The organism is Curtobacterium sp. MCJR17_043, assembly GCF_003224315.2.
In the GTDB taxonomy this organism is placed as follows: Bacteria; Actinomycetota; Actinomycetes; order Actinomycetales; family Microbacteriaceae; genus Curtobacterium.
Map to the genome: position 1 here is coordinate 2,039,485 of NZ_CP126259.1, position 12,744 is coordinate 2,052,228.

Here is a 12,744-nt window from a genome sequence, read left to right on the forward strand (position 1 = left end):
ACGCGCCCGCGCCCGAGGGGGGTGGAGACCGTGGCCCTCGGTCTGGACGTGCAGCGGGTGCTCCGCCCGGCTGGTCGGACGCCCTGGGCTCTCGCGCACCACCTGCGTGCGGAGGTGCGGCCCGCGATGCGTCGGATGTTCGCGGCCGCGGTGCGGGAGACGGTCGCGTTCGGCCCCGACGTGGTGGTGCACCACCCGCTCGTCCTCAGCGCGCCGATGGTGGCGGACTCGCTCGCCGTGCCCCGCGTGCTGGTGGAGTTCGCGCCGGTGGCCACCCCGAGTGAGCGCTTCCCCGCCGCCGGTGGCCCGACGGCCACGCGCGACCTCGGCGCTCACAACCGGTCCACCTACGCCGTACCGCGCACCGTTGCACGGTTCTTCGACGCCGACGTGGCGCACGCCGCTGCCGGGCTGCCGGACGGTCGTCGTCCCGCCCGACGGTCGCCGTCACGTGCGACCCTCATGGCCGTGAGCCCGGAGTTGCTGCCGCGGCCCGACGACTGGCCGGAACGGGTGCACCAGACGGGGGCCTGGTACGACGAGGCCGGGACCGCGAGCCCGGACCGCGTCGTCAGCGCCTTCCTGACGGGCGGCCCCTACGTCGTCGCCTCGTTCGGCTCGATGGCGAGGGGGGGACGCAGCTGCTCGGGGAGGCGCGGTCGTCTCGGCGGCCCGCGCCCACGGGCTGCGGGTGCTGCTCGTCACCGGGTGGGGTGGACTGGCGCTGCCTCCCGAGTGCCACGGCCCGGATGTGCTGGCGGTGCGGTCGGCACCGTTCGACGCCGTGCTGCCGGGCGCGTCGCTCGCCGTGCACCACGGCGGAGCGGGCACCTCACACGCCGTCGCCCGAGCTGGCGTCCCCGCCGTCGTCGTCCCCGTCACCGCCGACCAGCCGTTCTGGGCTGCCCAGCTGCATCGACAGGGGATGGCCGCCGCTCCGATCCCACTGCGCCGCCTGTCCGCGAGCACCCTCGTGCCGGCGATGCTCGACGCCTCGTCCCGCCGGGAGCGTGCGACCGACGTGGGCCGGATCATGCGGCGGGAGCACGGGGTGCAGCGGGCGCTCGACGTGCTCGAGTCGCTCTGACACCCCGGTTCCGGTGGAGGACCGTCCCCGACACTGACGAGCCGCGACGAGCCGCCGATACCCCCCGGGTGAAGACGTCGGCCCGCAGGGGGGACCGACACGCTCCGACGGGAGGCGACCGCGATGCGTCTGCGCTCAGGGTTCCGGAAGGTGCTGCCCGCAGCGCTCCTCCTCGCGGTGGTGAGCACTGCGGTCGTCGCCGTGCCCGGCGTGACGTCGGCTGCCGCCGGTACCGCCGCCCGGGTGGACGTCACGTGGGAGAACACGTCGAGCTGGCGCACCGGCTTCCGCTCCACGGTCACGGTCGCGAACGGCGGCTCCGCGAAGCTGCGCGGGTGGCGTGTCCTGCTGTCGTACGAGTCGAAGGCCGTGGTGATCCGCGACGCCCGCAAGGTCGCGAGCACGAGCCGGTCGTTCACCGTCGCCGGTCCCACCCGACGCGTCGACCTCGCCGCGGGTGGTCGGGCGACGTTCCGGGTCGACTCGCGCAAGGTGTCCGGCGCGAAGCGCGTCCCCACGGCGTGCACCGTCGTCGGGGCGTCGGTGCCCTGCTCGGTGAACGGCGGTCCCGCGACACCCGGCACGGGAGGCCCGACCCCGGTGCCGACGGCGGCACCGGTCCCGACGCCCTCGACGACTCCGACGCCGACCGCGGGACCGCCCGTCGCGCACAAGGACGGCTCCGTCGTCGTCGGCTGGCGCACCGTCGACGCGTGGCCGTCCGGCTCCCAGTCCTCGGTGACCGTCACGAACCGGTCGTCCGTCCGCCTCGACCCCTGGCAGGTGCGGTTCGTGTACGCCGCGCGCGTCGCCGAGATCTGGGACGCCACCGCGACGACCACGAGCGACGGCTTCACCGCGACCGCTCCGTCCTGGGCCAGGGGCCTCGACCCGAGCGCCGCGACGTCCTTCGGGTTGACCTCGATCTCGACCCCCGGCGGGGGCCGGGTGCCGACGGGCTGCAGCATCGTGGGACTCCCCCGCGGGCCGGGACGTCGCCTGCACGGTCGCGAGCGAGTCCGACCCGACGGCAGGGCCCGGGTCCGCGCCGACCCCGACACCCAGCCCGACCGTACCGGCACCGGCACCGGTACCGACCCAGGTCCCGACCCCGGCCGCGCCGGCTCCGATGCCGCTCCCCGCGCCGCACGTCGGTGACACGCTGGTCGCACCGTACGTCGACATGGGCCTCTGGCCGACCGCCGATCTCCGGAGCTCCGCGGCCGCGACCGGCGTCCGCGCATTCACGCTCGCCTTCATCGTCTCGGACAACGGCGGCAGCCCCTGCACGCCCGCATGGGCCGGCTTCGACGCCTACCGGATCGGCGGCCCGCAGGACTTCGCGGGGAACATCGCCGCGTTCCAGCAGACCGGCGGTCGGGTGGTCGTGTCGTTCGGCGGCGCGGTCAACGACGAGCTCGCGCTGCGGTGCACGGACCCGGCGGAGCTGCAGGCGGCCTACCAGCAGGTGGTCGACCGGTTCGGCGTCGACCGCATCGACCTGGACATCGAGGGCGCTGCGCTGTCCGACACGGCTGCGAACGAGCGTCGCGCCGTGGCGGTCGCCGGGGTCGTCCGGGCCCAGGCGGCGAAGGGCCGCAGTCTCGAGGTGTCGCTGACCCTCCCCGTGATGCCGACCGGACTCACCCGCGAGGGCCTCGCCGCGGTCGCCGGGCTGGCGGCTGCGGGGGGTCCGGATCGCGGCGGTGAACGTCATGGCGATGGACTACGGCACCGGTCCGCAGCGCATGGCGACGGCGGCGCAGGACGCTGCGACGTCGACCGCCGCGCAGCTCGCCTCGGTGCCCGCGTACGCCGGGTGGACGGCCCAGGAGCGGCTGTCGGCGATCGGCATCACCCCGATGATCGGCCGCAACGACACCGGGGAGGTGTTCACACGGACGGACGCCGAGGACCTCGCCCGCTGGTCCGTCGCGCACGGGATCGAGGTGCTCGCATGGTGGGAGGTCACTCGCGACCAGCCGTGCACCCCGTCGATCCCCACGTACATGTGCTCGGGCGTGACCGACGCACCGTGGACCTTCGCCCGTGCCTTCGTCCGCGGGGCGACGGGTTAGTCGGGGAGCCGGTCAGTCCGGCCGACGCAGCGTCGCGACGCCGTCGTGCAACGGCTGTGTCTCCCACGCAGCCGTGACGGCCCCGTCGGCCAGGTCGACGCGGACGTGCAGCAGGTGCGGTGTCTCGACGAACCGCACGTCCACCGACACGACGTCCCCGGAGCGTGCCCCGCTCGTGGCGGTCGCACCCGCGACCAGCCACTCGCCGTCGCCGACAGGAGCCGTCACCTCGCCGGACGGGTCGACCAGGGTGAGCACCCAGTGGCCGGACGGGTCCTGGGACAGGTGCACGGCCTCCAGTCCGGAGTCGCCGTCCACCGGTGCCGGCGAGGACGGCGGGGTGGCGGGCAGGGTGCCGAGCGGCTCGCCGACGAGCGGCGGCAGCGCGAGCCCGGCGAGTCGGGCGCGCAGGCGGTCTTCCGAGTCCACTGCACCCGCGCGGTCGACCGCGGGCAGCAGGTGCTCCCACACCGCGTCCAGGACGGCCTGCATGTCGGTGCTCTGACCGGTCATCGCGACGACCACGTCCGACTCGGGGAGCACGACGCAGAACTGGCCGTAGGCACCGTCACCGCGGAAGCCGTGCCGGGCCATCCAGAACTGGAAGCCGTACCCCTGCGACCAGTCCGGGTCCGCCTCGTCCGGGTTCACCACCTGCACGCTCGTGGCCTGCTCGATCCAGTCCTCGTCGAGGACGCGTTCGCCGTCCCACACGCCGCGCTGCAGGTACAGCTGACCGAGTGCGGCGATCGCGTCCGTCGTCGTGTAGCCGCCGCTGTACCCGAGTTCCGCGCCGGTGTCGTCGCGGCGCCACGAGAAGTCGTCGATGCCGAGGGGGGGCGAAGAGCCGCGGCCGCAGGTACTCGAGCAGGGACGTCCCACTGGCCCGCCGAACGATCTCGGCGAGCGTGTACGTGCACGGCTGGTTGTAGGCGAAGACGCTGCCGGGTTCCTCGTCGAGAGGCAGGAGCAGGAACCCACGGACGGTGTTCGTCGGGTCGATCGCCTCGGCGTGGTCGATCGTCTCGCTCCGGTGGCCGCTCGCCATCGCGAGCAGGTGCCGCACGCGCATCCGCCGGGTCCGTTCGTCGGTGACCTCGGCGTCGAGTTCCGGGAAGTGACCGACCACGGGCGCGTCGAGGTCGACCAGTCCGGCGCGGACGGCGATCCCGACGGCGGCCGCGGTGAAGCTCTTGCTGAGCGAGTACAGCAGGTGCACCCGGTCCGGCGCGAAGGGGGGCCCACCACCCTCCGGCGGCGAGCTCGCCGTGCCGCAGGACCATCAGGCTGTGCGGCTCCACGCCGGGCGCGGCCTCGAGCGCGGAGACGAGCTGGTCGATGCCCGCGGCGTCGATGCCGAGGGCGGACGGGGAACTGCGTCGGAACGTCGTCGTCACCCGTCCGACCCTAGCCCGACCGGCCGTTCCGAGGTCCGGCACGCCCGACACGCGGACGGGAGGCCCGGATCACCCCGCCGGTCGGGTACAGTTGTCGACGTTGGCCACCCCGGTGGGCAGCGTGCGGATGTGGCGCAGTGGTAGCGCATCACCTTGCCAAGGTGAGGGTCGCGAGTTCGAATCTCGTCATCCGCTCGGAACAGCAGGACACGTGAACCCCTCGGCCGGGCGGCCGGGGGGTTCAGTCGTTCGCGACGGCTCGCGCGCCGGGGAGGGCGACCCAGTGCTGCGCCCCTGCGTCGACCACCGTCACGAGCACCGTGTCGCAGCCGCGGCAGCGGGCGACGCTGCCCATCGCGGTCCGGTACACCCGGGTCACCGCCAGACGGCCGGTCGTGTCGCAGCCCGAGCAGCGGAGCCGGGCCGAGGTGGCATCGACCCCGAGCACCTCGCCGAGGTCCCCGGCCAGGGCGTTGCCGTCGACGATCGTCATCAGGAGCCTCCGAACCGTTCCGCACGCACCCCGGTGGTGTCGTGTCCGAGTTCCCCGAGCCAGCGCAGGACCTGTTCGACGAACGGCGTCGATCCGCAGACGTAGACCTGTGCGTCGGCGTCCGGCGGCAGGACGGCGGCCGCGAGCCGGTCGCGCGTGAGTCGTCCGACCGGGGCCGTCGACCCCTCGGGAGCGCGTCGGCTGTACACGACGTCGAGGTCGAAGGGCGCGCGGTCTGCGGTGCGCAGGGCTGCGTCGAGCTCCGCGCGGAAGAAGACGTCCTCCGGGGTGCGGACGGCGTAGAGCAGCCGGAAGGGCGTCGGGTCCTCGGCGTCGGCGTGCGCGGCGACCATCGGCAGGAGCGGCACGACGCCGGACCCGCCGGCGATGAGCTGCACCGGGCGGGACGCCGGGTCGGCGCCCGGACGCCAGACGAACCAGCCGCCGAGGGGACCGTGCACCTCGAGCGCGTCACCGACCTCGACGGCGTCGACGAGGAACGGGGACACCTCGCCGTCCTCGACCCGGTCCACGGCGAGCGTCACGCGCGTGCCGTCCCCGGAGGACGCGATGGAGTAGGACCGCGTGGCCTGGTAGCCGTCCTCGGCCGTCAGCCGCAGGTCAAGGTGCTGCCCGGGGTCGTTGCCGGGCCATGACGGCACGTCGAGCACCAGCCGTCGGGCGTTCGGGGTCTCGGGGGGAGACCGCGGCGACGGTCGCCGGGTGCCACGCCGGGCGGCGGAGCGGACGGCCCGGCGTGACGGGACCGGTGCGTGCCTCCAGGCCGGGGGGCGCCGTCGGTGCTGGACAGGGTCACCAGTACCGCTCTTCCTTCCACGGGTCGCCGTGCATGTTGTAGCCGGCGTTCTCCCAGAAGCCGGGCTCGTCCTCGGCGTGCATCGTGATGCCCCGCACCCACTTCGCGCTCTTCCAGAAGTACAGGTGCGGCACGAGCAGCCGGGCCGGACCGCCGTGCTCCGGGCTGAGGGGCTCGCCGTCGGCCTCGAACGCGATCCACGCCTGACCCTCGAGGAGTTCGTCGAGGGGGGACGTTCGTCGTGTAGCCGCCGAAGCTGTGCACCATGCAGAAGTCGAGCGAGGTCTCGATGTCCGCGAAGAGCTTGTCGAGGGGGGACCCCGCGCCAGGCCATGCCGAGCTTCGTCCAGTGCGTGACGCAGTGGATGTCGACCGTGACGTCCTCGAGCCCGAGCGCCCGGACCTCGTCCCACGTCCAGGTGTGCAGGCCGGACTCGGTGCGGATCGAGAAGCTCCACTCGGAGGGCTCGATCTCGGGTGTGGCACCCGCCGAGAGCACCGGCCAGTCCTGCACCAGCGTCTGCCCGGGCGGGATGCGGCTGTCGTCGGCGTCCCGGCGGCGTCCGCCGAACCCGCGTGTGAAGGTGGCCATCGCGTCCTCGTTCCCATGGTCGTCGCCGGCCACGTCCGTGCCGCTGCGTCGATCCTGCCGCACGGCCGACCGCTTGTCAGCAGCCGCGCGGCGCTGGGCGTGGCGTGCCCGATCGGTCAGGTGCCCGGGTGCTGATCCGCGTGCTGCTGGTGCGCTTCGTGCGCGAAGACCACGTCCGGCGCGTCGACGGAGCGGTCCGTCACCGTGGTCGGGGCCTCGAGGTGCACGGCCCCGGACGGCACGATGCCGGCGCCGCCGAAGCGCTCCATCACCCGCCACTGGACGACCACGTCCTCGCCCGCGTGTCCGATCGGCAGGGTCTCCCAGAACCCGAAGCCGCCGACCGCCTCGAGCGCGGCCCGGTCGTACATTGCGCAGGCGCCGACCCACGCGACGCGGTACGGCAACCAGCCGCCCGGCTCGACGTCGAGCTCGGCCGCGACGTGGACCAGGTTCGCGGCGTTGTGCAGGGACCAGCGGTCGAACCCGGGCGTGCCGCGGCGCACCACCTCGGGGACGACCGGGCCGTCCCACAGCGCGAACGGTGCCGTCTCGTGCGGACGGCGGTCCTCGAGGTACGACAGCCCCTGGACCGCGCTCCCGACGAAGCCGGTGCCGAGCGAGCGCAGGGCGTCGAGCATCCGGTGCACGGACCCGGGTTCCAGCCAGACGTCGTCGTCGAGGAACAGGACGGCGTCCGCGGTGGCGTGCGCGAGCAGGAAGTGCCGGTGCTCGGCGAGTCCGCGCCGCTCCGGGTGGGTGAGCAGCGTGACGGGCCGGCCCTGGGCCTCCAGGACGCGGACCATGGCGGCGATCGCCGGCTGCGCGGCGGCGTCACCCGTCGCGGACTGGTCGCTGAGCACGAGACGGAAGGCGACGTCGGTCTGGGCCGCCAGGCCGGCGAGGGTCGCGGCGAGCTCCGCCGTGCGCCCGACGGTCGGGACGAGGACGTCGACGTCGACCGGGGTGCTCTCCACCGCCGGGTCCGCGGTCGGGCGACCCCACTCGCCGGACCACCGTGCCCCGCGCGTCATGCGTCCCCGGACACGGCGGTCGCTTCTCCCGTCGGCGCGCCGGTGCCGGCGGCGGTGCCGGTTCCGGCGGCGGTGCCGGTTCCGGCGGCGGTCTCACGGATGCGACGGACGACGGCGCTCGTCGAGTGCTCGGCGACGTAGTCGACCATGACGACCTCGCCGCCGTGGGCCCGCACGACCTCGGTCTCGCTGAGCATCTCGGGGGGAGTAGTCGCCGCCCTTGACGTAGACGTCCGGCCGGATGCGCTCGATGAGCGGGATCGGGGTGTCGGTCGCGAACACCGTCACCAGGTCGACGCAGGCCAGCGCGGCGAGGACGCCGGCGCGGTCCTCGGCGGTGTTGATCGGCCGCTCCGGACCCTTCAGTCGACGGACCGAGTCGTCGTCGTTCAGTGCGACGACGAGCAGGTCGCCGAGCTCGCTCGCCTGGCGGAGGTACGTGGTGTGCCCGCGGTGGACGACGTCGAAGCAGCCGTTCGTGAACACGATGCGGCGCCCGGTGCGACGGGCCTCCTCGACGGCGGCGGCGAGTTCGTCGTGGTCGACGACGGTCTCGGCCGGTGCGGACACCGAGGCCACGAGCGCATCGGCCGTGCAGACCGAGGTCCCGGCCTCGCGCACCACGACGTCGGCAGCCGCCTGGGCGAAGGAGACGGCCTCGCGGACCGGGGTCCCGACGGCGAGGGCGACCGAGGCCGCGGCGCAGAACGTGTCGCCGGCGCCGGACGCCTGCTGCTCGGACGCCGGCGTGGCACGCGTGCGGTGCACGTCCGACAGCGTGCTGTCCGCGCCGGCGGCCTCGAGCAGCACCGTCCCGTTGCGGTCGAGCGTGACGACCGCGTTGCGCGCGCCGGTGACGGCGAGGACCTCGTCGCGTGCGGCGACCACGGTCGTGGCCCGGTCGGCGCCCTGCCCGAGGTCGCGGCCGAGCAGCGCGGCGGCCTCGCCGGCGTTCGGCGTGACGAGGTCCGGACGAAGGGTCTGCCAGCGGCTGAGGTCGTGGGCGTCCACGACGACGGTCATGGGGCGGTCCTGTCCGAGGACCGGCACGATGGCGGTGGCGTCGACGCCGAGGTCGTAGTCGCAGACGACGACCGTGTCCGCACGGGCGTCGGTCGCCGTCCCGGGGGGCGTCCCCGGACGCGGTGCCGCGCACGGCTGCCGCCGTCGCCTCGGCGAGGAGGGCCGTGTCCGCCGCACTCGGCGGTCCGGCCAGGTCGTCGACCCGGACGACGACACGGTCACCCCCGACGATGCGGTCCTTGCAGGTGGTCGTCGCACCCGGGACCGCGACGAGCCAGCGCGTGTCCACCCCGGCGGCCTCGAGCCGGTCACGCAGGACCCGCCCGGTCTCGTCGTCGCCGATCAGGGCGACCATGCGGACGCGCGCACCCAGGGCGCGGGCGTTGACCGCGGTGTTCGCCGCGCCTCCCGGGACGGCGATGGTCTCGGTGACCCGGACGACGGGCGCGGGGGCCTCGCGCGAGACCCGTTCGGCGGCACCGACCGTCCAGCGGTCGAGGATGACGTCCCCGACCACCACGACGACGGGCTCCTGCGCCGCGACCGCGTCGACGACGCGACGGACCGAACGGACGTCGGCGCTCATCGGACGTCCTCGGCGGTGGCGGTGTCGGTGTCGTGGCTGCCCGCGGTCGCCGGGTCGACGGCGTCGGCGGTGCCGGCGGTGCCGCTCGTCCGACGCGGGGCGGCCTCGAGGTGCACGACCGTGGTGGTCGTCATCTCGTCGAGCAGGTGCGGGCCGTAGCCGAAGCCGGAGCCGGAGGCGCCGCGGGGCTCGGCGCTGCCGCCCGGTGCGCCGCCGAACACGGCGTTGATCTTCACGGTGCCGACGGGCAGCTCCGCGGCGGCACGGAGCGCGGTCGCGGTGTCGCCGGTCAGGACGGTCGCGGCCAGGCCGTACCGGTCCTCGGCGGCCAGGCGGAGCCCCTCGGCCATGTCGTCCACGACGCGGAGCGGGGCGATCGGACCGAAGGTCTCCTCGGTGAGCACGAGCATGTCGTCGGTGCAGTCGGTGAGGACGGTCGCGGGGTAGAACGTGCCGGCGCCCTCCGGCACCGAGCCGCCCGTCAGCACCCGTGCGCCGGCATCGACGGCCTGGTCGACGTGCTCCTGGACGGTCGTGCGCAGACGCTCGTCGACGAGGGGACCGAAGTCGGCGGCAGCCGAGGCGGTCTTCCGCTCCGCGGCGCGCACCAGGGCGGCGGTGAACTCATCGGCGATGTCGCGGTGCACGTAGACGCGCTCCACGCTCGTGCAGATCTGTCCGGTGTTCGCGAAGGCACCGAGGGCGACCTGTTCCGCCGCCCACACCGGGTCGACGTCGGCGTCCACGACCGCGGCGTCGTTGCCACCGTTCTCGCGGATCACGTGCGCGCGGGTGCGGAGCGCGGCCTCGGCCAGGCGGTCGCCCGTCGCCGTCGAGCCGACGTGCGCGTACACCGCGATGCCGTCCTCGGCGAGGAGCTGCTCACCGGTCGTCGCGTCGCCGTCGACGCCCACGAGCACGCCCTCGGGGAGCTCGGCGGCGAGCAGGCGGTTCAGGAGCGCGATCGTGCCCGGGCTCCGCTCGCTGCCCTTGTGCACGACCGTGTTGCCGGCGACGATCGCCGCTCCGAGGATCCCGCACGCGACGGCGACCGGGTCGTTCCACGGCGTCAGCGCGAGCACGACGCCGCGCGGGTGCGGGACGGCGAAGTCGGCGGCGCCGTGGTTCCCGCGGAGCGCCTCGCCCCGGTGCAGCGGGCCGAGCTCGGCGTACTGGATGAGCGTGTCGATGCCGGCCTCGACGCCGCCGAGGGCGTCGCCCGGGACCTTGCCGGTCTCGCGGGTGTTCATCGCGGCGAGCTCGTCGGCGTGCTCGCGGAGCCGCTCGGCCGCGGCGCGGAGGACCGCGCCGCGCTCACCGGGAGCGGTCCGGGCCCATCCCGTCGCCGCCGCCCGCGCACGCGCGACCGCGTCGCGCACCTCGTCCGCCGTGCTCCGGCGGGTCTCCGAGGCCACCTCGCCGGTCACGGGGTCGAGCACCGTGATCGTGTCCGCGGACGGGTCGTCCGTCGACGGGGCGGTGGTGGTGGGGGGCATCGAGCGTCATGTGCGTCCTCTCGTGGTGGTCCGGCGTCGTGGCACCGGCCCCTCCACGCTGCTCCTTCTCCGCTGGACACGCCCGGGGGGATGCGTGGGTGTGTCCACGGGACGCAGCGCCGAGCGCCGCTGCAGGGCTGCTGCACACCGGCCCGACCGCGGCCGGGTAGGAACGAAGGGATGCGGTCGGACGACCCGCCGCGTCGGACACGAGGAGGACGACGGGCGTGGTGCAGATCGGACGTGGCGGCGAACGGTTCGAGGGGGGGTCCGCGAGATCGCGGTGCTCCGCGGTGGGGGGACTCGGCGACCTGATGTTCGCGATGCCCGCGATCGAGGCCCTCGCGGCCGCGTACCCGGAGGCCCGCCTGACGCTGCTCGGGACCCCGATGGCGGCGGCGCTCCTGCCGGGGCGCACGGACGCCGTGCACGCCGTCGAGGAACTGCCCGTCTCGCCCGGTGTGCGTGACGGCGGTGACGGGGCACCGGACCTCGAGGACTTCTTCGCCCGGCTCACCGGCCGGTTCGACCTCGCCGTCCAACTACACGGCGGCGGGCGCAACTCGAACCCGTTCCTGCTCCGCCTCGGCGCCGCGCACTCGGTCGGCACCGCCACCGAGGACGCCACCCCGACCGAGCGCTGGGTGCGCTACGTCTACTACCAGCACGAGGTGCTGCGCGCGCTCGAGGTCGTCGGGCTGGCCGGTGCCGAACCGGTCACCCTGGACCCGAGGATCGTCGTCGGTGCCGACGAGCGCGCCGCGGTCCGGGACCGACTCGGGGTACGGGGCCGCCTGGTCGCGATGCACCCGGGCGCGACCGACCCGCGCCGCCGGTGGAGCCCCGAGCGCTTCGCCGCGGTGGCGATCGCCCGGCTCGAGGCAGGCGACGACGTCGTGCTCGTGGGCGACGACTCCGACCGACCGGCCGCGACGAGCATCCGGGCGTCCGTGTCCGAGGCGGTCGGGCCGGAGGTCGCCGCACGGCTGCACGACCTGACCGCCGCGCTGCCCCTGCGGGAGCTCCCCGCAGTGCTCGCCGCGGCCGACGTCATGGTCGGTGACGACTCCGGTCCCCGGCACCTCGCGGTCGCCGTCGGCACGCCGACCGTGGGCGTCTTCTGGTTCGGCAACGTCATCAACGCCGGTCCGCTCGACCGCGGCCGGCACCGCGTGCTCATGAGCTTCGTCACCCGTTGCCCGGTGTGCGACGTCGACGTCACCCAGGTGGGGTGGAGCGCCGAGCGCTGCGAGCACGACCCGTCCTTCGTCGACGAGGTCACGCCGGACCGAGTGCTGGCCGACGTCGAGGACCTGCTGGCCACGACCTGAGCGGTCGCGCCCGCGCGGCGCCACCGCAGACGGACGGGAGGCCCGGTACCAGCTGGTACCGGGCCTCCCGTCCGTCAGGCGCGTGCGACGGTCAGGGCCAGCTGGGCTCGGTCGCCGGCATGATCGACAGCTCGCGGATCTCGCAACCGGCCGGCTGGGAGAGGGCGAAGATGATCGAGTTCGCGACGTACTCCGGCTCGATGAGCTGCGCGTCCGGACCCGGCTTGTACTGCTCGGTGCGGTCGGCGAAGAAGTTCGTGCGCATGCCCGCCGGGATCACGTTCGTGACACCGATGCGGCCCGCGGTCTCGGCGGCGAGGGCCTGCGAGAACCCGCGGACGCCGAACTTCGACGCGGAGTAGGCGGTGCCGTGGCCGACGCCGCGCAGGGCGAGCGACGACGAGATCGTCACGACGCGGCCGTGCGAGGCCTCGAGCGCGGGCAGGGCGGCACGGACGGTCGACGCGGTGCCGATCAGGTTGACGCCGACGATCTTCTCCCAGTTGCCGGAGGAGATCGCGTCGATCGGGGCCGGGGTGTCGATGCCCGCGGCGGTCACGACGGCGTCGAGGCCCCCGTGGCGCTCGACCGCTTCCGTGACGGCGCGTTCGACGGCGTCGGTGTCCGAGACGTCCACGGCGACGGCGTCGACGCCCTCGGGGACCGCGTCGATCCGGAGGTCGAGGACGATCGGGGTACCGCCGGCCTCGGTGACGGCGGCGACGACGGCCGCGCCGAGTCCGGAGGCGCCGCCGGTGACGAGGACGCGGCCGATGGGGGTGGTGGGGACGGGCATGGATGTCCTTCGGT

11 protein-coding genes, 1 tRNA gene and 2 pseudogenes are annotated in these 12,744 nt (G+C 74.6%); 5 read left to right on the forward strand and 9 right to left on the reverse strand.

The window, feature by feature from the left end:
- Positions 1–691: 691 nt before the first annotated feature.
- From DEJ15_RS10580 to DEJ15_RS10590, 3 genes are all read left to right on the forward strand, one after another.
- Positions 692–1,087, forward strand: a complete 396-nt coding sequence (locus tag DEJ15_RS10580) for a glycosyltransferase (RefSeq protein WP_284174970.1) — start codon at positions 692–694, stop codon at positions 1,085–1,087.
- A gap of 123 nt (positions 1,088–1,210) precedes the next feature.
- Entirely contained in the window at positions 1,211–2,245 is a 1,035-nt protein-coding gene (locus DEJ15_RS10585; protein ID WP_284174971.1) for a cellulose binding domain-containing protein, read from the forward strand.
- A 563-nt stretch (positions 2,246–2,808) separates the two neighbouring features.
- Positions 2,809–3,165, forward strand: a complete 357-nt coding sequence (locus tag DEJ15_RS10590) for a glycoside hydrolase family 18 protein (RefSeq protein WP_284174972.1) — start codon at positions 2,809–2,811, stop codon at positions 3,163–3,165.
- A gap of 568 nt (positions 3,166–3,733) precedes the next feature.
- On the opposite strand, the gene DEJ15_RS18430 is transcribed toward DEJ15_RS10590, so the two are convergent.
- Positions 3,734–4,384, reverse strand: coding sequence for a serine hydrolase domain-containing protein (locus DEJ15_RS18430; RefSeq protein WP_349814694.1), 651 nt, complete (start codon positions 4,382–4,384; stop codon positions 3,734–3,736).
- 301 nt (positions 4,385–4,685) lie between these two features.
- Here DEJ15_RS18430 and DEJ15_RS10600 point away from each other — a divergent pair.
- Positions 4,686–4,757 (forward strand) — tRNA-Gly (locus DEJ15_RS10600).
- 46 nt (positions 4,758–4,803) lie between these two features.
- On the opposite strand, the gene DEJ15_RS10605 is transcribed toward DEJ15_RS10600, so the two are convergent.
- From DEJ15_RS10605 to DEJ15_RS10635, 7 genes and pseudogenes are all read right to left on the reverse strand, one after another.
- Positions 4,804–5,055, reverse strand: a complete 252-nt coding sequence (locus tag DEJ15_RS10605) for a DUF6510 family protein (protein WP_110824908.1) — start codon at positions 5,053–5,055, stop codon at positions 4,804–4,806.
- A complete protein-coding gene (locus DEJ15_RS10610) occupies positions 5,055–5,726 on the reverse strand; it encodes an FAD-binding oxidoreductase (RefSeq protein WP_284174973.1) in 672 nt (223 codons plus the stop codon). The genes DEJ15_RS10605 and DEJ15_RS10610 overlap by 1 nt, the downstream gene beginning before the upstream one ends.
- 142 nt (positions 5,727–5,868) lie before the next feature.
- Positions 5,869–6,464, reverse strand: a pseudogene (locus DEJ15_RS10615) (molybdopterin-dependent oxidoreductase).
- Between the two features lie 116 nt (positions 6,465–6,580).
- Complete coding sequence (locus tag DEJ15_RS10620; RefSeq protein ID WP_258365890.1) at positions 6,581–7,441, reverse strand: glycosyltransferase family 2 protein; 861 nt, start codon at positions 7,439–7,441, stop codon at positions 6,581–6,583.
- Between the two features lie 150 nt (positions 7,442–7,591).
- Entirely contained in the window at positions 7,592–8,743 is a 1,152-nt protein-coding gene (locus DEJ15_RS10625) for a PfkB family carbohydrate kinase (RefSeq protein ID WP_284174974.1), read from the reverse strand.
- Positions 8,744–8,753: 10 nt separating this feature from the next.
- Positions 8,754–9,107: pseudogene (locus DEJ15_RS10630) on the reverse strand (PfkB family carbohydrate kinase); the annotation flags it as partial.
- Entirely contained in the window at positions 9,104–10,603 is a 1,500-nt protein-coding gene (locus DEJ15_RS10635) for an aldehyde dehydrogenase family protein (protein ID WP_284174975.1), read from the reverse strand. The gene DEJ15_RS10635 and the pseudogene DEJ15_RS10630, both read right to left, overlap by 4 nt.
- A gap of 227 nt (positions 10,604–10,830) precedes the next feature.
- On the opposite strand from DEJ15_RS10635, the gene DEJ15_RS10640 reads away from it, so the two are divergent.
- Complete coding sequence (locus tag DEJ15_RS10640) at positions 10,831–11,934, forward strand: glycosyltransferase family 9 protein (RefSeq protein WP_284174976.1); 1,104 nt, start codon at positions 10,831–10,833, stop codon at positions 11,932–11,934.
- 91 nt (positions 11,935–12,025) lie between these two features.
- Here the strand turns inward: DEJ15_RS10640 and DEJ15_RS10645 are convergent, their stop codons facing one another.
- On the reverse strand, positions 12,026–12,730 hold the full coding sequence (locus tag DEJ15_RS10645) for an SDR family oxidoreductase (RefSeq protein ID WP_110824913.1): 705 nt from the start codon (positions 12,728–12,730) through the stop codon (positions 12,026–12,028).
- Positions 12,731–12,744 lie beyond the last annotated feature (14 nt).